This window comes from Halomicrobium sp. HArcel3, assembly GCF_058933135.1.
In genome coordinates, this window is record NZ_JBZYDN010000001.1 from 1,062,615 (window position 1) to 1,082,474 (window position 19,860).

Sequence of the window (19,860 nt, forward strand, 5' to 3'; positions counted from 1 at the left end):
ATGGAGATTTCAGACAATCTTGCCTGTCTCTACAGCGGACAGGTGGAGCGGCGTGACGGCAGTTACGTCATCGAAGTGCCTGAAACCGAGGTATCAGTCGGCGACGTCGCGCCCGGGGACGTGTATCGTATCGCGTTACTCGCCACCGACGAGGCGGAAGACGACGAGGGGACGTCCTCGCAGTCCAACTCCCGCTCTGGGTCACCTGACCAGTCCAGGTCCCGGAACGGGTCGCGGGCTCACCAGGGACCGCCAGTCGACGAGGGCGAGCGGCGCACTGTCGACATCGAGGACATCGGCGAGAAGGGCGACGGCATCGCCCGGGTCGAACGCGGCTACGTCGTCATCGTCCCCGACACGGAACAGGGCGAACGCGTCACCATCGAGATAACGGACGTGAAGGAGAACCTCGGGTTCGCGGAAGTCGTCGAACGCAAGGCGTACTACGAGTAAGGACGGTCCGGTACCGCGGACTGAAGTCCGGGACGGATCGGGCCAGCCGTTGCGTCGTTACGTCCGGAGTGTTCCCACGTAATGGAACGCAAGAAAAGGGAGCGCTGGGCCCCCGCGTCGCGACGACGGGACCGCTACGGGTTGGGGTTGTAGATATCCGGTTCGCCCTCGCCCTCGACCTGCACGACGCCCAGCATGCCCTTGCGGACGACCCGCGTCAGCGCGTGGTCGACGAGTTTGATCGGCCCCGGAACCGGCGTGTCTATCTCCGCGGCGGCGACGGTCCCGGGGGCGACCGGTGCCGTCTCGACGAACCGGTCGGGCTCGGAGACCAGGTCACCGTCGCGGTAGAACGTCTCCCAGACGTTCCCGATGCCGTGCCAGGAACTGATGTGGTTCGGACCGCCGTTGGAGTGGAAGATGCGGACGCGGTCCCCTTTCTCGACCGTGACCGGTCCGTAGCCGTCCTCGGTGAACGCGTACGCCTCGCCGTTGATACAGACGTACGTGGAGTCCTGGGACTTCGCCGCCCCGAGGTCGAACTCGTGGTGGCCTTTCTCGCCGGGCGCGCCGTTCGTGTAGATCTCGTGCTGGCCGAAGAACAGTTCGTGGTCCACCTCCGGGAGCCCCTCCTCGGGTTCGACCAGGATGGCACCGAACATCCCCGCGCTGATGTGGTGGTCCATGTTCGGGACCGCACAGTGGTAGATGAAGACGCCGGGGTACGTCGCTCTGTACTCGATTTCGGCGCTCTCTCCAGGTGCGATGGTCGTGTCGCTCGCACCGCCGCCCGGCCCGTAGACGGCGTGGAAGTCGATGTTGTGAGGCAGCTGACTGTCCTCTGGATTGTTCAACTGGAACGTGACTGTGTCGCCGCGGCGCACGCGGACCATCGGCCCCGGAACCCGGCCGTCGAAGGTCATGTAGTCGAACGTGACGCCGGGCTCTATCTCCGCCGTCACCTCCTGGGTCGTCATCTCGATCTCGTGGTGGCGCGGCTCGTCCCAGTCGACCGGATCCGGAATGTCTCGCGGATCCGCCGCGATCCGGTCGACGTCGACGTCCTTGGCCGGGTCGAGTCCGTCCTCCGTCGCCGGTTCGGTCTCGTCCTGGTTCGTGCTGGTGGCCGCCTCCTCCTCACCGTCTCCGGTACAGCCAGCGACGAACGCCGCCCCGCCCACACCGATCGTCGAGAGGAACGCGCGTCGGTCCGTGAATGGTATTTCTTTCATCTGTCTACAGACCGAGAGAACGATGGAGGTTCCATTCAATGGCCGAGCGGGTTCCAGATTCGTGAGAACTGTTCCCGTGGCCCGGGACGTCCGACGCAGATGTTCGGTCGTTCGTTTATATTTCAGCGCCGGATCCCCGTATTTTGACGGTCCTTTTGTTCGCGTTTCGACGAGCGTGAATCGAGGGATCCTCGCGTGTAGGGTGCTCGCGTGTATCCAGTGACGGGCGCATGTGCGGGAGAACAACGATTCGAACAGTCCCCTGGCCGGAGCAGATGCGGCTCTCGATCACTTAAAAGGGCGAGTGAACATCTTCACCCACGTTCTCAGGGCCTGAGAGGCGGGTGACCGAGTGAAGGGGTTGTGAGCAGCAATTTCGCCCGAACGTGACGATGATGGAGGATAGCTATCGGCGAAATCGCACCGTAGTAACGGAGGGGAATCGTCCGTGACCGACGATGGGCCAGTCTCGTTCGACGACGACGAGGAAGCCCGGATGGAACGCGCGCTGGCGGAGGCCGGGTACGACACCGAACTCGGCATGGAGATGGCGAAAGACGCCCAGCGCGTCGCGGCGGGCGAACTGTCCGAGGCCGCCTTCTTCGACCGGTACCACGAAGACGTCCTCGACGAGTTCGGCCGGGACGCGCGCGAACTGCCGGAACTCCGCGACGACGTCGACGGCGAGGTCGTCGCCGACGCCGACGACCCCGACGGGATCCGCGAGAGTCTCGCGGCCATCGCCGACGACGAGGGCGTCTCCCGGCGAGAGGTGATGAAGAAGGGCGGCGCGGCCGCGATGGCCCTGAGCGTCTTTGCCGGGGGCGGCGGCGCGGCGGCGACCGGCGAAGACGACGAGTCCTACGACGGAACGCGCTACGGGATGGTCATCAACCTGAACAACTGCGACGGCTGCCTCGCCTGCGTGAAGGCCTGCGAGCAGGAACACGGCACCTCGCGGGGCGCTAACTGGATGTACGTCTTCACGTACGAGGACGAGAACCAGGACGGCGAGAACTTCCTCGTCCGGCCCTGCCAGCACTGCACCGACTCGCCGTGTACGAAGGTGTGCCCCATCGGCGCGCGCCACACCCGCGAGCAGGACGGGCTCGTGCTGACGGACTACGACATCTGTATCGGCTGTCGGTACTGCGAGGTGTCCTGTCCCTACGGGGTCAACTACTTCCAGTGGGGCGAGCCCGACGTGCCGGACGCGGAGATCGACGACGACCACCAGATCGACGAGCGCGGCCGGTGGGTCGGCTCGCGCCCGCCGAAGGGCGTGATGGGCAAGTGCACGTTCTGCGTCGACCGCCAGGACGGCCAGATGGGCGAGGAGAAGATCGGTACCACCGCTTGCGAGGAGGCCTGTGCGATGGACGCCATCCACTTCGGCGACCTCAACGACGAGGAGAGCGCGCCGAACCAGCATCTTGAGGCGTACAAACAGGCCCACCAGAACGACCACTCCGAGTGGGAGAACCGCACGGACGACATCGTGTCGACGTTCGAGCTGATGGAGGAACGGGGCACGAACCCCAACGTCCAGTACATCGGTAACGAACCGTCCGAGCACGCCCGCCAGGTCGAGGGGCCCGTCGCCTACGAGGACATGGGCCTGGTCGACGACCGCAAGCAGGAGGTACTGGACAACGGCGCCATGGCAACCGACGGAGGTGAAGAGGCGTGAGCGCCGACGTCTCGGGCGTCAGTCGCGAGGTGCTCGTCCGGCCGATCCAGTCACGGTCGAAGGGGTACCTCCTCGCGCTGGCGGCGTCGCTGGGCGCCATCGGCGTCTGGGTGTTCTTCTACACGCAGCAACTCGAACACGGAATGATCGTCACCAGCCTCGCCGACTGGGGCTCCGGCGGTGGCGTCCCGTGGGGGCTGTACATCGGCGCGTTCATCTGGTGGGTCGGCATCGCCCACGGCGGGATCATCCTGTCTGCGGCCGTCCGGCTCATCGGACTCGACACCTACCAGCCGGTCGCGCGGATGGCGGAACTGCTGACCATCGCCGCGCTGACCTGCGCTGGGCTGTTCATCCTCATCCACGTCGGCCGGCCGGACAGGCTGGTGACGAGCGTCCTGCCCGCGTGGCCGACGCGCGTCCAGTGGTCACCGCTGATGTGGGACGTCACCGTCATCACCGCGTACTTCGTGCTGACGGCGACGTACCTCATGTTGACCATCAGGTACGACATCCACCGACTCAGGGACCAGCTCCCGGACGTCCTGGAACCGGTCTACAAGGCCCTGATGATCGGGTACACGGAGAAGGAAGACGCGGTCGTCGAGCGGATGGTCTGGTGGGTGGCTTTCGCCATCATCATCATGGCGCCGCTGTTGCTCCACGGGGGCGTCATCCCGTGGCTGTTCGCGTTGCTGCCGTCGATGGCCGGCTGGAGTGGCGGCGTCCAGGGACCATCCTTCCTCTCCATCGCGCTCACCTCGGCCGTCAGCGGCATCATCATCATCGCCGCGGCCTTCCGGTGGGCCTACGACTGGAAGGAACTCATCCCGGACGCCGTGTTCCGGGGCCTGGCGAAGTGGCTGGGCTTTTTCAGCCTGCTCTTCCTCTGGCTCCAGCTCCAGCAGGTCGTGACCGGCATCTTCGCCGCGCCGACCACGCTCCAGCACGCGACCGAGGTGAAGCTCTCGACGCCGGTGTACTGGGTCGCCATCGGGCTCGTCGGCGTGACGCTGGCGTACGTCTTCGCCTCGGCGCTGAAGCCGGCGCTGTTCAGCATCCCCGCGTTGGTCGTGGCCTCCTTCGCTGTGCTGGTCGGCACGCTCGTCGAGAAGACGCTCTTCGTCGTCGAGGGGCTCCAGCACGCCCACTTCCAGCTGTACGACGGGGTCCCGGGCGCGTACGTTCCCTCGGCGGTCGAACTATCGGCGTTGCTCGGCACCGCCGGCATCGCGGTGCTGTTCTTCCTGGTCGTCTCGAAGGTCATCCCGGTGGTCGAACTCCACGCCATCGAGGCGGACCACGAGGAGGTGAACCAGTGATGATCCCGCTCGCCTCGTCGGTGCCGCATACGCTGCCGTTCGTCGGCCCCGGGACGTACCTCATCTTCGGCATCGTCCTCGCGCCGGTGTACCTGATGCTCGTCGCGTGGTTCCTCGGCGAACCGAGCGACCGGCAGTCGGCGCTGCTCGGCGTCGGCTACGTCGCCGGGCTGACGACGGCCATCTGGGGCGGCCTGTTCGTGGTGACGATGGTCATCGAGTTCGCGTTCTTCTGAGAGCGACGCCCCGCCGGTATCGCCCGCCGACCGCTTCCGGCGAACCGACGCTGACCGCGACCCGCGACTACGAACTCAACGAACCTCATGACCGAAACCGAAAGCGAACTGACCGAGCGACTCGAGACCGTCCAGGACCCGGCGAACGACGAGGACATCGTCTCGATGGGCCTGGTGAACGACGTCACCGTCCGCGACGGGACTGCGGAGGTGTCGCTGGCGTTCAACGCGCCCTACGCGCCCGAAGAGATAGAGATAGGTAACGCCATCAGGGACGAAATCGAGGAGGCCGGCCTCGAACCGGACCTCCGGGCGAACGTCGGCGAGGAACACGGCTTCGACGAGGACGTCCTGCCGGGCGTCCGCAACGTCGTCGCCGTCGCCTCCGGCAAGGGCGGCGTCGGCAAGACCACCGTCGCCGCGAACCTCGCGGCCGGACTCAAGGACATGGGTGCGCGCGTCGGTATCCTCGACGCCGACGTGCACGGACCGAACGTCCCCCGAATCCTGCCCACGGAGAACGAACCGGGCATTACGCCGGACGAGGAGATCGTCCCGCCCCGGTCGGACGGCGTCATGGTGATGAGCACCCACCACATGATGCCCGACGACGAGGACGAGCCGGCGGTCATGCGCGGGCCGATGGTGAACAACGTGATGATGAAGTTCGTCAACGAGGTCCAGTGGGGCCGGCTAGACTACCTCGTCGTCGACCTGCCGCCGGGGACCGGCGACGCCTCGCTGAACCTCCTGCAGACGCTGCCCGTCGCCGGCGTCGTCATCGTCACGACGCCCCAGGAGATGGCGGTCGCGGACGCTCGCAAGGGACTGCGCCTGTTCGCGGACCACGACGCCCCCGTCCTCGGCGTCGTCGAGAACATGAGCACCTTCCGGTGTCCCGGCTGCGGCGACGACCACTCGGTGTTCGGCGAGGGCGGTGGCGACGAGATACGCGAGGACTACGACGTCCCGGTCCTGTCACGTCTGCCCATCCACCCCGACTTCGACAGCCAGGGCGGCGACGGCCCGACGGTCCGGGACGACGAGAGTCCAGTTCAGGAGGACCTGTTCGACATGGTCGACACCGTCGCCGACCGCATCGGCGAGGAGAACCGGCGGCAGGTCGCCGAGCACGTTGACGCGGCAGGCGAGCACGCGGGCGACGACGTTCCCGCGGCGGTCGAGTCGCGCTGAATCGACGAGCCTCGTCCGTCTGCCACGCTCACGCTTCGTCGCGAAGCGCCTCCGCGACCGCCTGCAGTTCGCCTTTCCTGAACGCGTTCTCCGTCTCCGACGGATCGTCGTCGTCCATTTCACCGATCTTCCAGAGGATTCCCGCCCGCATCCGTGGCTTCGACGGGAGGCGGTTCGCGTCGACGTCGTAGCCCACGGCCTCGCAGATAGCGGCCAGCGCCTCCTTCGTGAACGCAGTGGAATACTCTCGCTCGTACCGCCCGACCGAGACGCGGATTTCGTTCCGGAGGGCGTCGACTGTCGGTGACATTGACAGCAGTGTGAACGGGGCGCGTTGTGTACGTTCCGGTCACCGGGTGAGGTCGGAACCGGAACGGTATCCGCCGTCCGAACAAAAAACAGCGACGGCCGTCAGTCGTCGCTCAGCACGCCTTCCGCCACCGCGACGTCGTCGACGCCCGGGTCCTCCTCGGACGCCCGGAGGACGAAGCGCTTCCTGACGAGGTCGGCGGCGTAGATGACCGTGCCGAGGATGATGAGCGTGTCACCCGGGAGCCGGGCCCAGAACAGATTCTGGACGATCGGCTGGTTGTAGAACGCCACGCTTCTGGCCGCGGCGTAGCTCTCGGTGAAGGCCGCCTCAAGCTGGAGGAAGCCGACCGGGAGGACGGAGACGAACACCATCAGCGCCAGGCCGACGTTCCAGCACCAGAACGCCGCCCGGAGCCAGCGACCGTCCCAGCGGTCCGGTTCGATGGCTATCTGGAGCATGTAGGTCACCATCCCCAGCGCGAGGAAGCCGAAGGCGCCGAACATCGCGGCGTGGGCGTGGCCGACGGTGAGGTAGGTGCCGTGCTCGTAGTAGTTGATCAGCGGCAGGTTGATGAAGAACCCGAGCACGCCGGCGCCGACGAAGTTCCAGACGCCGCTGGCCACGATGAACATGAACGGGAGCTTGTACGGGAAGTCCGCCGTCTCGGACATCGCCGTGTACTGCCCGAGCGCCTCGTAGAGGATGAAAACCAGCGGGATCAGTTCCAGCGTCGAGAAGACGCTCCCGATGGGAATCCACATATCCGGCATCCCGACCCACCAGTAGTGGTGGGAGACGCCGATGACGCCCGTGCTCATCACCAGCAGGGCCTGGAGCATGACCGCCTTCTCCGCGCTGCGCCGTTTGAGCAGGTTCATCGACACCAGCGTCAGCCCGACGATGGCGACGATGAAGAACTCGAAGGCGCCCTCGACCCACATGTGGACGACCCACCAGCGCCAGAACTCCGTGACGGCGATGTTCGTCTCCGGGGTGAAGAAAAAGCCGGCGGTGAACAGCAGCGCGATAGAGCCGCCGGCGTACAGGATCATGTGCGCGAGGCCGTACACCGGCTCACGGTCGAGCAGCGGCTTCAGCCCGCGGATCGAGAGGACGGCCCAGAGGCCGAACCCGGCGAGCAGGCCGAACTGCCAGAGCTTGCCGACTTCGAGGTACTCCAGGCCCTCGTTCCCGACGAGCCACCAGAGATCGCCGAAGTAGCCGTTCGAGCCGAGCCAGATGCCACCGAGACCGCCGACGGTGACGACCACGATGGCGGCCAGCAGCCCGTCGATGTACGTCGACTGGCGCTTCGGTTCGTGACCGGTCAGCAGCGGCGGGAGGAAGAGCCCAGCCCCCAGCCACGTCGCGGCGATCCAGAGGATCCCCAGGTCGATGTGCCAGGTCTTGGCCATCGCGAAGGGGAGGATCTGCAGGATGTGCACCCCGAATATCTCCTCGATGCCGAAGAAGCCGGCTCGCTCTATGTAGAAGTGGGCGAGCAGTCCGCCGAGCAACACCTGTGCGAGGAACAGTCCCGCGGCGACCGGGACGAAGCGCAGCGCGGACCGTTGGCTCGGAAACACGCTCACGTCACCAGGTTCTGGCACGGAGAGTCCGTCCGCGGACGGCTCCGGCAGTTCGACGGACCTGTAGAGCCAGATGCCGAAGCCCGCACCGGCGACGAGCAACACCATCGCGACGACGCTCCAGGTCATCGCCGCTCCAGTGGCGTCGTTGCCCGCACCCGGCGCGTACGGCCACTCGTTCGTGTACGAGTGGTCACCGTCGGGTCGGTCGGTGTGGGAGAACCACGCCGTCCACATGGCGAAGTCGGCGAACTCCTCGGCCTCGGCCTCGGAGCCGATCATCCCCTCGGGGACGCCGCGCTCGTGACTTCCCTCGTGGTACCGCTCGACGTACTCCTCGCGCACCTGCTGGTGGGCGTACAGTTCGGCCGCCGAGTACTGGATGTCACCGCCCTCGTACTGGTCGTCGAGGTCCTGCTTCACGACGTCGTCCACCGCCGCCCGCTCCTCGGACGCCAGGCTATCGTACTCCCCGCCGTACCGATCCTCGGCGTAGTACGAGCGCATGTACCGGGTCTTCAACTCCAGCGCGTCGGCCGTGTAGTCCGCGCCGTAGTACGCGCCGTTGCCCAGGATCGACCCGTGGTTCATCAGTCCGTTCTTCTGGAACGCCTTCTTCCCGTCCCTGATCTGTTCGTCGGTGACCACCGTCTCGCCGTCGGGCCCGACCACCTGATCGGGTATCGGCGGCGCTTCCTGGTAGGCGAACCACGCACCAGCGCCCATGACGACGAGGTTGAACACGAACGCGACGGCGATCACCTTCGCGATAGTTTTGCGTCGTAACTCCATCAGCCAACCATTCTACACCCTGACAAAAGAAACGGGGGCCAGTTCTCAGTCACCGGGTCCGTGGCCGAACGTGTTCGCCAATCGACTCAGTTTCATCGTGTCCCGGCACGTGCTCGGCCAGCCGTCCCTCGTGAGCTCGTCGGTGGACCGACCGCATACTTTTATGGGCGTTCTGTGCGTCTCCCTACACGTGAAATCACGGATCCTCTTCCTCGTCAACCGCGCGAAGTACGCAGCCATCGGTGCCGCCGTCGGCGCCGCCATCGGCGGCCTGTTCAGCCGAAACGCCGCGAGCACCGGCGGCGCCATCGGCGGCCTGGCCGGCGCCGTCGTGGCCGAGACGCGAGCCAGCGCCGGGAGCGCCATCTCGGACGTGAAAGAGCGAGTTCGGCAGGAATAGCTCACTTCGTCAGCGAGACGAGGATGAGCACCGTTCCACTCGAGACGACTGCCGCCTGGACGAGCGCGGCGGACACGATCGTCGTCCGAAACACGAGATAGATCAGGCCCTCACAGATCGCCCCGACGCCGATAAATACGAAGCCCGCGGCGACGTACAGCATCGTCGTCTGGCCGTCTCGCCGGTAGCCGTGATACGCCAGATACGCCACGACGAGGCTCAACACGAGCGTGATCAGTTTGGCGACGACGAACGAGGGTTCCATCAGTCCTCACCCCGAATATCGTCCCAGAGCGACGTGAAATTGTCAGCGAGTTCGTCGCGCGTCTCGAGCGTCAGCGACAGTTCGCCATCAGTGAGGTCGACCGTGAGCCCCTCGAGTGTCGTTTCGAACTCGCTCCGGTGGGCGCCGTCATCGTCGACTGTATCCCGTTCTTCGAGGAGGTCGAGGTTCTGAAGTGTCGAGGCGCGTCGATAGACCGTCGTGAGGGAGGCGTCGCACTCCTCCCTGGTCGCGTCACGCGGAACCATCAGGCTGAAAAGTTGCAGTGATGGTCGAAATGCCTGACTCCGATTTGCCGAGTCAGCAAATCTCTGGCCCCGTTTATCCACTCAATAATGAGGGCCCTACCGCGACACTGTCCGGGTGAATGGTATCCGAACGCGATTCGGACGACGGCTCGTCTCGCCGACAACTACTGGCCGCACTCGGTGCAGGCGCTGTATCGACGACGCTCGCGGGCTGTATGGGCGTATTTTCGGACGGCACCCCCAGCGGGGAGGAAATTGCGGACGGCGCAGCCGGCGAGAACCAAACTGGTACCGCCACGGAAACTGGTACCGCCACGGAGGACGTGACCACTGGCCCCACGAACTGGCCTGCCATCGAGACCGGCGAGGTCCTCTTCGACTTCGAGTCGCTCGAGGATTTGACCGCCCAGACCGGTGAAATCTCGGCCGCCCCCGACGAGGCGCGATTCGGATCGCAGGCGGCGGTTATCGAGAGCGACGAGGGAACGGCCGGCGTGGAGCTCCGCTTCCCGGACGGGCTCGATCTCGAGGGGTGGGACGTCTCGATGGCAGTCAAGCCGGAGTCTGCCGATCGGATCAAAGTGGAGTTCCTCGCCCCGACGCGGGACGAGCGCCTCTCGAGCATACGCGTGGTGCCGGACGAGTACGACGGCTGGTTCCGGTTGGACTGTGGCTACCAGCAAAAACCCGGTGGCGAGCCGGATCTCTCGAACGTCACCGGCATCAACATCGTCGTGGACGGGCCAGAGGGCGGGCCGAGCAAACTGCTGGTCGACGACCTCCGGCGAACCGAATCGGGAAGCAACGGCGCGGTGGTCCTCGCGTTCTACGGAGGCCACGACTCGCACTACGAGATCGCCGCCGAGATGCTCGCGGAACGCGACTGGAGCGGGGCGGTCCCGGTCAGCCCCGAGCAAATCGGCGACAGCGGCCACATGGGGCTCGACGAACTCCGCGAGGTCAGCGACCGCGGCTGGGACGTCTGTTCGCTCCCGGCGGTGTCGACACCCTTGCCGGAGCAGTCCGAAGACCAGCAGCGATCGGTCCTCGAGACCGCCCGCGACACGCTCGCGAGCGACGGCTTCGAGGACGGGGCGCGCCACCTGTTCGTTCCCGACGGGGGAATGGATTCGACGACCTACGACGTCGCCAGGGACGTCCACGAGTCGACGTTCCTCTACAGTTCCGGGACGACCAGCGTGCCACCGACCGATATGCACATGATCCCGTACATCTGGGGGCCCGCGATCGACGACGGCGTTCGCCGCTACCTCAACCACTCCGACCAGTACGAACTGCTCACCGTGTTGCGGATTCCGCGGATCGTCGACGCGGACGACGTGGAGAGCGGGAACAGGATGTCGCTCGACGACTTCGGACTGTTGCTCGATCACATCGAACACCGCAACCTCGACGTCGTCACCCCCTCCGACCTCGTCGACGATACGCTCGACCTCGATGGCGACGAACCCCCGGTCGGAAACCGGCCGAGCGGAACCATCCTCGAGGAGGGCCAGTCCCACACGTTCGAAGGGACTGGCTCGGGCGAGTCGTCGACGTTCGAGCTCGACGACGGCGTCGTCGTCGCGACCGTCTCCCACGACGGCGAGGATATCACCGTCGACGTGACGAAACCCGATGGACTCGGACGGAACGAGAACCTGCTGACCACGTCCGGGAACGCGAACGGCGAATCGATCATGGCCGTCGACGACGACACCTACCGGCTCGAGGTCGAGGCCGACGGCGCGTGGTCGATCGACCTCTCCCAGCCCGCAGTCCACGCCGACGACCTCGAGGACCTCCCCGTCGAGGCGTCCGGTACGGGCTCGGAATTCATCGGCCCGCTGTGGACGGAAGGTACCGTCAGGATCGTCGGGACACACGACGGCGACGGGACGTTCATCGTCGACGGCTACGGTGCTGACGGCAGTCACGAGATTATCGTCCGCCGCAACGGCGAGTTCTCGAATTCGCGGTCGTACAAGGCCGGCGGCCCCGTCTGGATCAACGTCGAGGCAGACGGTAACTGGACGCTGGATATATTCCACCCGTAACCCGTTAGCTCCGCAGGCCGACTGACTCGGCTCGCCCTCCTACATTGTTTGAGTTCATCTGTGTGCACGAGAGAAACTGCTAGGAGGCGGCAGGGTGGGAGTGCTCTACCAGGGACTCGAACGACGCGGAGACGACGGCCTCACTCCGTTCGGCCGCTGCGACTCCTCTCATTCGAATCCCCTCGGTGCGCGCTTCGCGTAGTTCGAACACCGCTCGCTGTCGCTCACGGGTTCGAGTTGGGAGAAGTGCTCCGTCAGAGCATCATACCATATGGTTCAAAGCACTTATTGATAAAGGGGTCCTGTACTGGTACATATGCCGACAGCAGATTTTGGGCGACGTGTCGAAAGTACGATGGAAAGGATCGAGGAGTCGGAGGACATTCACGACGAGAACAAGGAGCTACTGGAGGACTTCAAACGCGACCTGACGCTTGAGGGAAAGTCAGATGCTCGCGTTCAGAAACTCACGTCGCACCTGAAGGTTATCGCTGAGGAAGTGGACCAGCCGTTTTCGGACATGGACAAGGCGGACGTGAAAGACCTCGTAGAATGGGTATACGGGCGGGACATTGCCGAAGCGACTGAAGTTGATTACAAGAAAGTCATTAAGCAGTTTTTCAAATGGCTCGATGGCGAGGAGGGAGAATACCCTGATAGCGTTGACTGGATAACGACCACTGCCCCGAACAGTAACGGCACTCTCCCCAAGGATCTGCTGACGCGAGACGACATAGACGACCTCAAGGCAGGCTGTCGAAACCCGCGTGATCGGGCGTTCATTGCATTGCTGTATGAGACGGGAGCGCGTATCGGTGAAGTGATCGACCTGACTGTGGGCGACATTGAAGACCACAAGCACGGCAAGAAGGTGGTCGTAGACGGAAAGACCGGGCAACGGCGGTTGCCCTTAGTCGAGTCCACGCCTGCTATCAATACGTGGCTCAATCAGCATCCGAGTGGACAGTCCGACGATCCCCTGTGGTGCCAGCTTCAGAACGCGGACGAACAGTTGAGTTACAATTACATCCGTCAGAAGCTCTTAGACCGGGCGAGAGAACGCGCGGACATAGACAAACCGATCAATCCCCACCATTTCAGACACTCGCGGGCTACGGACCTTGCCACGGAGTTCAAAGAAGCGCAACTGTGTCAGTGGTTCGGATGGGTTCAGGGTTCGAGTGTGCCGGGCAAGTACGTCCACCTGTCGGGCCGTGACCTGGACAAGACCTATGAGCAACTGCATGGGTTAGAGCCGGAGGAAGAGGAGGAGGATGAAGAGCCTGTTAGGAAGTGTGGGCGGTGTGAGGAGCTTAACGAGAAAGACGACAAGTTCTGTTCCCGGTGTGGATTTGCACTCGACACAGATGCGGCCAGTGACGTTGAAGTCACGCAACAAGAGGCCGAGGAGAGGATCCCAGAAATCGAAAACGAGCAAGAAGCGAGAGTAGTTCAGGCTATGCTCAAGCAAATCAGGGAGAACCCCGGCGACATGCTGGACGGGTAGAGTCTCAGATTAGGGGGTTGGTCGTCTCTTTTATGCTAGTCCATGACGTATCTAGAACTAGACAATGTCCCCCGTCCCCGGACCGAGAGAACGAGCACGTGCGAGGCGTGAAGCCCAACGACTACGCGAAGAGGCAGACAATAACGGTAGTTCGGACAGTGGCTCTAGCGGCACTGACGACAGTTCTCCTAGTGAAGGTATCATTGGTTCGCCCGGCCCGCGTGAGAGGGAACAGGCGCGTCGAGAGGCCCAAGAGCAAATGGATGATGAGCCTGAGCCAAGCCCCGAACCCTCCCCAGGCGAGCAGCGAGCCATTGACGATCTGAATGGTGTGTCTGACCCGATTGGCTCACCGGGACCGAGAGAACGCGAACAGGCACGACAGGAGGCAGAGGAACAGATTGAAGATAGCGAACCGGAACGAACCGTTGGTTCTCCTGGCCCGCGTGAACGTGAGCGTGTGGCCAACCAGCCTTCGGAGGCTGAACGGCAACTAGAACAGCAACTCGAAGAGCAGTTGGGGACGGAGGTAGAGGCGGGCGAGGACTTCACGACTACGGAGAACACGTTTGGAGGCTTCGCACCCTCGGCACGACAGCGACAGCGTGCCCGGCAACTCCGACAGGCAGGGCTTGGCGACGTTGCAACTGACTACCTCGATCAGGCTACGAGAGAAAGCACATTCACGACTGCTACCCTCTCCGACAGTCTACGCGATCAGGCAACGAGCGATACGCGCGGCGACCCGCGAGAAGAGTTTGGTGAGTCTACTGGTCTTGTGAAGGACGCCGAGTTGTTCTTTGAGGACATTTGGACCGACACAGAGAGCGAGCTTCAAAGCCGAGTCACCTACGACGCCTACGCGCGAAAGTACGGCGCTGAGAACTATACGGTTGATGAGGACTTTGAGCCTACTGTTGAACAGGAAGCCTCAGCAAACGCCGCTGTTGGTCTAGCAGGGTCGCCCGCTATGGTCGTCTCCGACCTTGGCACGGCGACTATCGAAGGGAGCGAACTTCTCGGCTACCTCGGAGGGACCTACGAACGCGGAGGCTACGCGCAGCAGTACACCGACGAACAGATCACCGACGATCCGGACGGGCCGACGCCTGCCGAAGAGTTGGCCACTGCTGGAATTGAGCGGACTGTGGCGGCTGCCGAATACTACAGTGAGAACCCCGCCGAAGCCGGGACGTTCGCAGGCGGAGCGGCGGGCGGTGCTATCCTCGGTGGTGGGCTTGGACGACTCGCAGGGACCACGCGCCTTGGACAAGGCGCGACGGGCAAAGCGATGCGTGTGACTGACCCAGACCCTACGCGCGTTGCCCATGGCGCGAAGCGTGCAGGTGGGGCCGTTCGCAATAGACTTCGACGTGGCTCCGGCGAGGCCGAAGCCGATGCGAGCGCGACTGGCGCACCGGATCAGTTCCGAACGGGCCGTGAAGGTGACTCCCCGGACTCAACTTCTTTCGGTAGCGATCAACAGCTCCTCGGTGGCGAAGGCGAACAGTCGAACCTGATCACTGGTTCGGACCTCGCAGAAGCACAGGACAGCCCCATGCAGTACGTCCCTGGACGCGACGGGACAGGCGAAGGTGGTTCGGGTGGGCCGACTGGCTTCGGTGGCGGTGGTTCGGCACAACCAGTAGGCTTCGGATCTAGCGACACGTTCGACGCGAGTTCGAGGCCGTCGACCGGGACAGGGACGGCAGGCACGTCAGGCCCGACCGGTGCGAGTGGCGCTATCGGTGGTGGCATCGTTGGTGGCGTAACAGAGCGACAGCAACAAGCACAAACGCCACAGGCCACGGCAGACACATCAGGCCCGAGTGGGACCGGCGGACTGTTCGGCACGGTGAGCGACGGCGCTTCGGACACGTCGGTAATGGATGAAATGCTAGGCGGTGGGACTGGCCTCCCGACTGGCCAGCAAACGGCACCGACGTTCGGGACTGACGACATGCTAGGGCCGGGGACGCGCACCGACAGCGACACCAGGACCGGGACGATGGACGACACTCGGACGGACGTGGATACCGGCACGGGCCTGTTCACTGGCGGACGAACGGACACGGAGACGGACACCGACGTTACCACCACGCCCGAACAGCGTTTGACGCCCGACCCGACTGCTACGCCCGAACAAACCGGCAGGCCGTGGCTCACTCCCGACCCGGACCCAGATCCGGATCCAGATCCTGATCCTGGCCCCGATCCCGACCCTGACCCCGACCCCTCTCTTTGGCCACAGCCTGACGACTCCAACGGGAAGGACAAAGAAGAGGAACTCCCTCCGTTTGGAGTTGCCACGACGGACATATTCACGGACTTTGCTGATCCGCTTACTGGCGACCATCGGCAGACCTCCGGCGGTTCAAGCAACGACGGTGGCTCACCTTTCCCCTGGTAATGATGACGGGGAACTGTCCCGTGTGTGGTTCGGTCTACACTGGAGTATGGAAGTTCGAGGCGGGTGAGCGACTTGATGGAAGCCACCGCCCGCCCGGTAAAGCGTATATTCACGAAAGTGCGAGCCTGTTCACAGAACAGGATCTTGATTCGGTAGATCAAGATTCGTTTGACGGCGAGGCGTGTTATGAGTTCCAGGATGGAACGACCGAAAGCGGCGGACACCCACCGCAGCCTATCATGCGGAGCTTCGACTAATGTTCAACGAATTTACCGAAGACACGCGCGGCCAACCAATCGGTATCGGGAGATACTTTCTGTCGCTCCTGGTTGGTGCCATTCTTGTCATGGCCGTTCTGACGCCCGTTGCTACGCCACTACTGAATGACTCAATGAATGCGACGGACCACGAAAAGACGAACCAGGCGACCATGTGGTTTCAGGAGTGGGTAGAGTACACGCCGCTCATATTTCTCTTTGTGGCTACCTTCGGCGTCGTAATCGTAGGAGTGTATCAGAGGAATCGGGTTTAGCCTCAATGGTGAACACAGAACAAGAGAACGCGAACCAATACCTACTGACGGCAAGCGCGTTGATCGAGGGAGAAATTGAAACCGAAACGTGGGCCGGGGATCTATTTCTGACGGCCGAAGCGGACAGTTGGCAGGTGCACAAGCGAGAGTCCAAGGGCACAGACGAGCTGATCATCTACCTGGATACGATACAACCAGAGGCCTTCCCAAGCGCGCGTGTGCTCGCTGCATACTTCCAGAAGCTGGCCAGCCTTGACGGAACGACTGTCGACCTCCCCAACGACGTAGAAAACCACACTGGCGCGGTTCTGGAGTAGCATTCTCTCCGCTCGCACCCTACCTTTGACGGACAAGGATCGGGTTGCTCGCCTGTCTCTTCTGGCGTATATCGTAGAAAGCACATAGCCCAGAGCAAACTTGTTTCACAACCTAGAAAACACATAAGTTGGTAACGTTTGATTACCAGATACGTTCAGGGTTTCTCCATGATGGGTGGAAACAGACAGTTGTTCGAGGAAGTATTGGACTTGGTAGAATACTGGGTGCCTGAGAAGGCATACGGTGATGAACGAAAGTTCCAATCCGAGTTGCAGGAATTTCTAGACTACCAACTCAACGAAACAGGTGGAAACGATCCTCTGGGAATGGACATGGATGGCGGCGATGAAAATTCCGTTTCAAGAGAACATGGGACGGCCAAAGCTGACGTTGCAATTGATGAAATCGTGGGGATAGAAATGAAGCGCGATCTCTCGAATAGTCAAACAAAGAAGCTCCGTGGCCAGATTGAGGAATACCTAGATAGCTATCCTTACGTCATCGCTTGTGCGTGTGGGATTGACGACATGGACGGATGGCGTAGGCTCAAGAACAAATATCAAGGAAACAATGGTCTCGGCTTCGAGGGTGGAGAAGTTGCATTTGTCCACAAGAAAAAGGAGAACTACGGCAAGGATCCTGACGACCTCCGTGGTGGCGGTGGCGGGTTGTTCGGTGGAGGAGGCTTGCTCTAGATGCCCATCGAGGAACTTGTACGGACTGTGTTTGTCGCTATCGTTGGTATCTACGTAGTGCTGAAGCTTCTCGAAGTGCTCTTTGAGGTACCGATACCGATTGTCTGAATCGGATTTTTGATCCTTTCCATAGTACGTTAGATCACTACACCCGTGTGTGTACCCACCCCTTCGCTTTACGTGTCGATGAGCACAAACCGATGATCAATGATTGACCTGCTTCGAGGCCTACCGGAGCGAGCGAAAACCATAGTCGGAATAATTGTGATCTGCTTTCTGCTGTTCTGGTTCGCCTTGATGCTAGTCGTCAATGGCGTAGTCTAGAACGCGCGTGAGTGGTGCCAGGAGCGATTCTTTTCTCAACTAGGTAGATAGTGGCATCTGTTCCTATGTTGCTGACGAGAGAGCAAACAGAGACGTTGTATGATTAGCAGGCGAATGAATACACCACCGATCACTTTGCATTCCAAGGCCACACTCATCTTTGACTTTGGATTTCTGGCCTTGCGCACGTTTCTAATCTAATTGTATTCCCTCGAACCGTATCTATACGAACGAACGGCCAACCTCACCACGTCTTGCGATCTGCTTCTCTCTTTTATATAGGGCACAAGCGACGGCATAGACCAGGACCGGTGTGTTATCAAAAGCAGTCGAGATCTCCCTTCCCGTGTTTAGTAATAATGGTAGTGTATGGGTGGTAATGAATGAGTCAAAGTATCCGCCCATCCAGACTTAGCAATCCAAAGTAGAATTGGCGTTTGACTTTGTCTTCGCGCGTTAGTAACGTACAGTACATAGACTATGTGTGGGGGGCTGTGTGTCTACCCATTCATACCGCCTACGTCATGCGATTCGCAGTCTTTCTTTATATGTGACTTTGCTCACCTGCCTGACTTCGACTCGTAAGCCAACCAACCAACAAGAACCACGATCACTATTACCGGCACAGCAAAGAGCGCATAGGTGAGTATCCCTGGTTCCATGGCCACTGGCCCGCTGCGGAGAGGAGAGTTTGGCCCCAGTAGAACCCACACGATAGCGCACACGACGACTGCAATACCAATTACTGAGCCTGTAAGGAGGTAGGTTCCGAAGTCACCGTTTCTCCCCGTCATGTCCGTCGTTCCCTAATTGTGTTGTCTGGTTCCCGTAGCAGGTCGGGACAGTTCGGACAGCAGCGCGGAGCCTCAATTCCATCAGGTACGAACACCCGGACGTAGTCTTCGGTGACGTGTCCGCCGCAGTTCTGACACGTGGCCATTAGTCGGCTCTCTTTTGGAGCGCAATGCAGTCCCCGCCGAGGTAGGCCTCAAGCAATTCAGAGACGACCTCATCCTGAGTGACCCGTCCCTGTACGTCACTTTCAATCAGATTATGTGCCTCCTCGAACCTCTCTTTCGTCCCATGTCGAACGTTTAGGGTGGTTTTCCCCTCCATCTATGCTTAGGAATTACACTACTATCCACTTAACCAAAACGACCAGACCCCCTGTTGAGATTCCAGCATTATATGCTCCGAACGCGGGAATGGTCAGAATCTAGACTATGCTTCTATTAGTTGCGTTCTACACACCACATATTACTAACTTCCTTGCAGAACCTTCCAGAAGCCGGAATCCGGCCATTAGGAGGACGTTACTTTCGATAAGGGGTTTCTACCATCTCGGTAAGTGTAAGGAGATGGGTAAAAAATTCCTATATAGGGTCCGGTCCTACATGTATTTGAACGAGCGGCGATGAATCTAGTCGGTCGGTGCGAGGAAGGAATGTACGCCCGGAGGCCAAGTCCGAGCGGTGGAATGCAATTGTGTATTCTCCCGCGTAGGGCATTAAGGCTTTGACCAGACCTACGGCTAAGGGTCTGAGACAAGGGCGCTGTCGTGCTCGTGCGGTATGGAGCGGTGTGACGCTCCATTAACGCGGTTTAAGGTACATGCTCGAAGCACTCCAGGCCCTTATGTGGGCCAACGACCCACGGCATTGTAAGCGTAACGAATCTTCCGACGAAGGGGGTTCTCATGGCCGCTAGCCGCCAATCTGTCCTGAACTCTGGTGGCGAGCGATTCACGTTCAGTCGCCAGAGTTCTGGGGACAAACTGGCTGATCCCCACGCTCTCTTTCTTAGAGAGGTTCAGTTAGCGGACGGCGAACCAGTCTCGACAATTGGGGACGCCTGGGAACCGTGGCTCCGCTGGTCGCGCGATCTCGGTCGGTCTGTTGGCGAGGTGGAGCAATGAGCGAGCTTCGAGAACTCGCCCGCGAAGATCCCGAGGCAGTCCGTTCCGTCGCAGAGATGCGAGACGACTCGGTGCGCGAGCATCTGCTGCGCATCCTCGAAGAAGAGGGCCAAAATCCATGATCGAACGCAGCCCCAGTGCTGGTTGGAGACTCAGCCAGCAAATCATGGCCCGCGTTCGTCCGACCGGCCAAGAGCGGACGGTTCTCCGTCAGTTGCGCGAGAGTGGCACCGAGTCCATCGAAAGCCTCCGCGAGTGTATTAACACCGAACAAGAGGACCTGTATCGGTCAATTTCTCGGTTAGAAGACAAGGGGTTCGTATTCGCTCGTAGCCACCGACACGTCGAGA

At 61.7% G+C, this 19,860-nt stretch carries 18 protein-coding genes and 1 pseudogene; 12 read left to right on the forward strand and 7 right to left on the reverse strand.

The window, feature by feature from the left end; all coding sequences use genetic code 11:
• Nucleotides 1-453 carry a TRAM domain-containing protein gene (locus AC5FRV_RS05485; protein ID WP_493560077.1) on the forward strand — a complete coding sequence of 151 codons (453 nt, stop codon included), beginning with the start codon at nucleotides 1-3 and terminating at the stop codon, nucleotides 451-453.
• A 134-nt stretch (nucleotides 454-587) separates the two neighbouring features.
• Here AC5FRV_RS05485 and nirK read toward each other — a convergent pair whose 3' ends face one another.
• Nucleotides 588-1,685, reverse strand: coding sequence for a copper-containing nitrite reductase (gene nirK, locus AC5FRV_RS05490; RefSeq protein WP_493560078.1), 1,098 nt, complete (start codon nucleotides 1,683-1,685; stop codon nucleotides 588-590).
• A 448-nt stretch (nucleotides 1,686-2,133) separates the two neighbouring features.
• On the opposite strand from nirK, the gene AC5FRV_RS05495 reads away from it, so the two are divergent.
• From AC5FRV_RS05495 to AC5FRV_RS05510, 4 genes are all read left to right on the forward strand, one after another.
• Nucleotides 2,134-3,375, forward strand: coding sequence for a 4Fe-4S ferredoxin N-terminal domain-containing protein (locus AC5FRV_RS05495; protein ID WP_493560079.1), 1,242 nt, complete (start codon nucleotides 2,134-2,136; stop codon nucleotides 3,373-3,375).
• The gene (nrfD, locus tag AC5FRV_RS05500; protein WP_493560080.1) at nucleotides 3,372-4,697 is read left to right on the forward strand and encodes an NrfD/PsrC family molybdoenzyme membrane anchor subunit; all 1,326 of its coding nucleotides are present in this window, start codon (nucleotides 3,372-3,374) and stop codon (nucleotides 4,695-4,697) included. Before AC5FRV_RS05495 ends, nrfD begins: the two co-directional genes overlap by 4 nt.
• Entirely contained in the window at nucleotides 4,697-4,933 is a 237-nt protein-coding gene (locus AC5FRV_RS05505; RefSeq protein WP_493560081.1) for a hypothetical protein, read from the forward strand. The genes nrfD and AC5FRV_RS05505 overlap by 1 nt, the downstream gene beginning before the upstream one ends.
• A gap of 87 nt (nucleotides 4,934-5,020) precedes the next feature.
• Entirely contained in the window at nucleotides 5,021-6,127 is a 1,107-nt protein-coding gene (locus AC5FRV_RS05510; RefSeq protein ID WP_493560082.1) for an Mrp/NBP35 family ATP-binding protein, read from the forward strand.
• 28 nt (nucleotides 6,128-6,155) lie between these two features.
• Here the strand turns inward: AC5FRV_RS05510 and AC5FRV_RS05515 are convergent, their stop codons facing one another.
• Nucleotides 6,156-6,437: a hypothetical protein gene (locus tag AC5FRV_RS05515; protein WP_493560083.1), complete on the reverse strand. Its 282-nt coding sequence runs from the start codon at nucleotides 6,435-6,437 to the stop codon at nucleotides 6,156-6,158.
• A 101-nt stretch (nucleotides 6,438-6,538) separates the two neighbouring features.
• A complete protein-coding gene (locus AC5FRV_RS05520) occupies nucleotides 6,539-8,821 on the reverse strand; it encodes a nitric-oxide reductase large subunit (RefSeq protein ID WP_493560084.1) in 2,283 nt (760 codons plus the stop codon).
• Between the two features lie 190 nt (nucleotides 8,822-9,011).
• On the opposite strand from AC5FRV_RS05520, the gene AC5FRV_RS05525 reads away from it, so the two are divergent.
• A complete protein-coding gene (locus AC5FRV_RS05525; protein ID WP_493560085.1) occupies nucleotides 9,012-9,221 on the forward strand; it encodes a glycine zipper 2TM domain-containing protein in 210 nt (69 codons plus the stop codon).
• A 1-nt stretch (nucleotide 9,222) separates the two neighbouring features.
• On the opposite strand, the gene AC5FRV_RS05530 is transcribed toward AC5FRV_RS05525, so the two are convergent.
• Nucleotides 9,223-9,486: a DUF7521 family protein gene (locus AC5FRV_RS05530; RefSeq protein ID WP_493560086.1), complete on the reverse strand. Its 264-nt coding sequence runs from the start codon at nucleotides 9,484-9,486 to the stop codon at nucleotides 9,223-9,225.
• Nucleotides 9,486-9,728 (reverse strand): annotated as a pseudogene (locus AC5FRV_RS05535) (transcriptional regulator); the annotation flags it as partial. The gene AC5FRV_RS05530 and the pseudogene AC5FRV_RS05535, both read right to left, overlap by 1 nt.
• Nucleotides 9,729-9,871: 143 nt before the next feature.
• On the opposite strand from AC5FRV_RS05535, the gene AC5FRV_RS05540 reads away from it, so the two are divergent.
• From AC5FRV_RS05540 to AC5FRV_RS05560, 5 genes are all read left to right on the forward strand, one after another.
• Nucleotides 9,872-11,809: a polysaccharide deacetylase family protein gene (locus tag AC5FRV_RS05540; RefSeq protein ID WP_493560087.1), complete on the forward strand. Its 1,938-nt coding sequence runs from the start codon at nucleotides 9,872-9,874 to the stop codon at nucleotides 11,807-11,809.
• A gap of 355 nt (nucleotides 11,810-12,164) precedes the next feature.
• On the forward strand, nucleotides 12,165-13,316 hold the full coding sequence (locus AC5FRV_RS05545; RefSeq protein WP_493560088.1) for a site-specific integrase: 1,152 nt from the start codon (nucleotides 12,165-12,167) through the stop codon (nucleotides 13,314-13,316).
• A gap of 460 nt (nucleotides 13,317-13,776) precedes the next feature.
• A complete protein-coding gene (locus tag AC5FRV_RS05550; RefSeq protein ID WP_493560089.1) occupies nucleotides 13,777-15,726 on the forward strand; it encodes a hypothetical protein in 1,950 nt (649 codons plus the stop codon).
• Nucleotides 15,727-16,263: 537 nt separating this feature from the next.
• Nucleotides 16,264-16,575 carry a hypothetical protein gene (locus tag AC5FRV_RS05555; protein ID WP_493560090.1) on the forward strand — a complete coding sequence of 104 codons (312 nt, stop codon included), beginning with the start codon at nucleotides 16,264-16,266 and terminating at the stop codon, nucleotides 16,573-16,575.
• Between the two features lie 168 nt (nucleotides 16,576-16,743).
• A complete protein-coding gene (locus AC5FRV_RS05560) occupies nucleotides 16,744-17,271 on the forward strand; it encodes a hypothetical protein (RefSeq protein ID WP_493560091.1) in 528 nt (175 codons plus the stop codon).
• Nucleotides 17,272-18,385: 1,114 nt separating this feature from the next.
• Here the strand turns inward: AC5FRV_RS05560 and AC5FRV_RS05565 are convergent.
• Entirely contained in the window at nucleotides 18,386-18,535 is a 150-nt protein-coding gene (locus AC5FRV_RS05565; RefSeq protein ID WP_493560092.1) for a DUF7563 family protein, read from the reverse strand.
• The gene (locus tag AC5FRV_RS05570; protein WP_493560093.1) at nucleotides 18,535-18,711 is read right to left on the reverse strand and encodes a hypothetical protein; all 177 of its coding nucleotides are present in this window, start codon (nucleotides 18,709-18,711) and stop codon (nucleotides 18,535-18,537) included. The genes AC5FRV_RS05565 and AC5FRV_RS05570 overlap by 1 nt, the downstream gene beginning before the upstream one ends.
• 795 nt (nucleotides 18,712-19,506) lie before the next feature.
• Here AC5FRV_RS05570 and AC5FRV_RS05575 point away from each other — a divergent pair.
• A complete protein-coding gene (locus AC5FRV_RS05575; protein ID WP_493560094.1) occupies nucleotides 19,507-19,632 on the forward strand; it encodes a hypothetical protein in 126 nt (41 codons plus the stop codon).
• Nucleotides 19,633-19,860: the final 228 nt, after the last annotated feature.

Coding starts and splice junctions, on each gene's coding strand:
- AC5FRV_RS05520 (WP_493560084.1), bottom strand. CDS start 8,821: ATGGAGTTACGACGCAAAACTATCGCGAAGGTGATCGCCGTCGCGTTC.
- nirK (WP_493560078.1), bottom strand. CDS start 1,685: ATGAAAGAAATACCATTCACGGACCGACGCGCGTTCCTCTCGACGATC.
- AC5FRV_RS05555 (WP_493560090.1), top strand. CDS start 16,264: ATGGTGAACACAGAACAAGAGAACGCGAACCAATACCTACTGACGGCA.
- AC5FRV_RS05485 (WP_493560077.1), top strand. CDS start 1: ATGGAGATTTCAGACAATCTTGCCTGTCTCTACAGCGGACAGGTGGAG.
- AC5FRV_RS05510 (WP_493560082.1), top strand. CDS start 5,021: ATGACCGAAACCGAAAGCGAACTGACCGAGCGACTCGAGACCGTCCAG.
- AC5FRV_RS05540 (WP_493560087.1), top strand. CDS start 9,872: ATGGTATCCGAACGCGATTCGGACGACGGCTCGTCTCGCCGACAACTA.
- AC5FRV_RS05575 (WP_493560094.1), top strand. CDS start 19,507: ATGAGCGAGCTTCGAGAACTCGCCCGCGAAGATCCCGAGGCAGTCCGT.
- AC5FRV_RS05505 (WP_493560081.1), top strand. CDS start 4,697: ATGATCCCGCTCGCCTCGTCGGTGCCGCATACGCTGCCGTTCGTCGGC.
- AC5FRV_RS05545 (WP_493560088.1), top strand. CDS start 12,165: ATGGAAAGGATCGAGGAGTCGGAGGACATTCACGACGAGAACAAGGAG.
- AC5FRV_RS05515 (WP_493560083.1), bottom strand. CDS start 6,437: ATGTCACCGACAGTCGACGCCCTCCGGAACGAAATCCGCGTCTCGGTC.
- AC5FRV_RS05530 (WP_493560086.1), bottom strand. CDS start 9,486: ATGGAACCCTCGTTCGTCGTCGCCAAACTGATCACGCTCGTGTTGAGC.
- AC5FRV_RS05565 (WP_493560092.1), bottom strand. CDS start 18,535: ATGGCCACGTGTCAGAACTGCGGCGGACACGTCACCGAAGACTACGTC.
- AC5FRV_RS05560 (WP_493560091.1), top strand. CDS start 16,744: ATGATGGGTGGAAACAGACAGTTGTTCGAGGAAGTATTGGACTTGGTA.
- AC5FRV_RS05570 (WP_493560093.1), bottom strand. CDS start 18,711: ATGGAGGGGAAAACCACCCTAAACGTTCGACATGGGACGAAAGAGAGG.